The organism is Mesorhizobium sp. M7A.F.Ca.US.006.04.2.1, from assembly GCF_004022915.1.
GTDB lineage: Bacteria > Pseudomonadota > Alphaproteobacteria > Rhizobiales > Rhizobiaceae > Mesorhizobium > Mesorhizobium ciceri.
The window spans coordinates 1-1,920 of sequence record NZ_RZQA01001041.1; the positions used below are offsets into that span (position 1 = coordinate 1).

General features: G+C 62.9%; 1 protein-coding gene and 1 pseudogene. Both read left to right on the top strand.

What is annotated here, in order from left to right; translation table 11 throughout:
• The first annotated feature begins 7 nt into the window (after window positions 1-7).
• On the top strand, window positions 8-1,303 hold the full coding sequence (locus EN925_RS33935; RefSeq protein WP_281040687.1) for an ATP-binding cassette domain-containing protein: 1,296 nt from the start codon (window positions 8-10) through the stop codon (window positions 1,301-1,303).
• A pseudogene (locus EN925_RS33940) lies at window positions 1,296-1,920 on the top strand (ABC transporter permease); the annotation flags it as partial. The gene EN925_RS33935 and the pseudogene EN925_RS33940, both read left to right, overlap by 8 nt.

Consider the following 1,920-nt stretch of genomic DNA (forward strand, 5'->3'; position numbering starts at 1 on the left):
GATCAGTTTGCGCAGCCCGCTGGAAGCCGCCGCCGCCGGTCTCGGCATGGTCCATCAGCATTTCCGGCTGGTCGAGAGTTTTACGGTTGCCGAAAATGTTCTCCTCGGCTTCGGCCGCAAGGCTGCTATGAAAACGCTGACCGATGCGGCGGCGATCGTTTCCGCCAAGTCGAGCGAGATCGGCCTGCCCGTCGATCCGCACAAGCTGGTAGCGAATCTTTCGATCGCCGAACGCCAGCGCGCCGAGATCATCAAGGTCATGCTTCTGGGCGCCCGAATTCTGGTCATGGACGAACCGACGGCGGTGCTGACCGACGAGGAAGCGCGCACGCTCCTCTCTTTTGCCCAACGATTGTCGAGGCAAGGTCACGCCGTGGTTCTGATCACGCACAAGTTCCGGGAGGTTGCCGCTTTCTGCGACCGGGTAACGATCATGCGGCACGGCGAGACCGTACTTGAGGGTGCGCGGGTTGCGAACGTCACCGAAGCGGAGGTGGCGCGCTTGATGGTCGGCGATGCCTTGACGGTTGCGGGCAGGCCGTTATCTCGGCCGGGTGATGTGTGTCTGAGCGTGGAAAGGCTTTCCGCACGGGCGACCGCTCACGGGCAAAGCCTGAACGATCTCGGGTTCGAGCTGCATGTAGGCGAAATCCTTGGCATCGCCGGCGTCGGCGGAAACGGGCAGGAGGAACTCGTTGCCTGCCTTCTCGGACTCGACCGTGCCGGCGCCGGCGCGATCGTACTGGATGGCCAGGACATATCCACCGCCAAGCCAGACCAGCGCCGCGAGGCCGGCTTGCGCGTCATCCCCTCCGACCGCTTTGACAGCGGGTTGATCCGGGAGCTTTCCATTGCCGACAATCTCGCGCTCACGACCGTCGCCAGCGGTAGCTTCGGCGGCCCGTTTCTCCTGAGCCGGCGGGCGATGCGCGAGAAGGCCGCCGAGGCCATCGATGCGTTCGATATCCGCGGCGCGACGCCGGAACGGCCGGCCTCTTTGCTCTCGGGAGGAAACGCGCAGAAAGTGTTGCTCGCGCGGGAGCTCGATCACGGCCTGAAGGTTCTCATAGCGCATTCCCCTTCTCGCGGGCTGGACATGAAAGCGGCCGAGTTCGTCCGATCGGCGATCCGCAGAGCTGTGGAAGCCGGCGCGGCTTGCCTTCTGATCAGCGAGGATCTCCAGGAGGTCATGTCCCTGTCCCATCGGGTGGCCGTCATGAACAGAGGAAGGATCGCCGGCTGCCGTCAGACCGGCGACGTCACGCCTGAATGGATAGGAGGCCTTTTAGCAGGCCATGCTTGACACAGCTTTCCTTGTTCGCAGGCAAAATCCCGGCTTCTTGTTGACCAGTCTCAGTTATGTTGGCGGACTGTTGGTCGGGCTGACGGTTTCGGCGGTGCTGCTCGTGCATGCGGGCGTGCCGGCAAGCGCTCTTGTGGATGAGTTCCTGATTGCAACTTTTCTGACCTCGGACGGCCTCTCCCAGACGGCGACGGCCGCTTTACCGTTGGTGCTAGTCGGCCTCGCCTCCGGCGTTGCCATGCGCGTGCGGTTTTGGAACATCGGCGTGGAGGGCCAGCTATGGCTCGGCGCGATCGCGTCAACCTGGGTGGCGCTGAACGGCAGCGGGCCTGAAGTGCTGAGGTTGCCGACGATGTTCGTTCTGGCGGCGCTTGCGGGAGCCGCCTGGATTGCGATTCCGCTTTTTCTGAAACTCAAGTGGGGCGTTAACGAGGTTATTTCGACCCTGCTGCTGGGAAGCGTCGCGTTTCTGCTCGTGCAGCATCTTCTGTTCGGGGTCTGGAGAGACCCTTCCAACAGCTTTCCCGTGACCGCCACCTTTCCCGAGGCGAGCTGGTTTCTCGTTCTGGGATGGGGGCAGTTGCATGCCGGAATCTTCCTGGTCGCCGTTATCGCAT